Source organism: Treponema sp. R6D11, assembly GCF_054786075.1.
The window spans coordinates 1-439 of record NZ_BDHD01000942.1 but is presented as its reverse complement, the minus strand read 5'-3'; the positions used below and the strand labels follow the sequence as shown (position 1 = coordinate 439).

The window sequence follows — 439 nt, the reverse complement described above, 5'->3', positions numbered from 1 at the left end:
CATATAGGGTATGTAGTTTTTTATAAAAACCGCTTTGTGTTCTTTATGAGAAATCTTTCGGACAGTTTTGTGTGGTTCGTGTGGTTCGTGGTCAATTATTCTTCGTCTTCTTGTATAAATCCATGTAATTTAATAACATTAACCATCAATGCGTTTTTTTTATGTTTTTATCGCCTGTTTGCTCCTTTTCCCTTCCTGTACAAAGCGAAATAATGTTAACCAAGAAAACAATGAGGTTAACGAAACGAAAAATATGGATTCAAACGATGAATTTGGGGCTAAAATGCTTCGTGCGACCGAAGATGCCGCTTCCCTTGACGACCGCCTGCTCGCTTCTCAAGTCCTTATCAGCGGCATAGAAGGAAGGGGAAGCCTTCAGCCGCACATTGTAACGATTTTAAAGGAAACCCCGCCCGGCGGGATTATGCTCTTCAAGTAC

The 439-nt window shown here is 40.8% G+C and carries 1 protein-coding gene and 1 pseudogene; both read left to right on the top strand.

Annotated features, from left to right (window positions below; translation table 11 throughout):
- Positions 1-213: hypothetical protein (locus ACYVTD_RS16920; RefSeq protein ID WP_461248812.1), on the top strand; the 213-nt coding region annotated here is incomplete at its 5' end.
- 40 nt (positions 214-253) lie between these two features.
- Positions 254-439 (top strand): annotated as a pseudogene (locus ACYVTD_RS16915) (hypothetical protein); the annotation flags it as partial.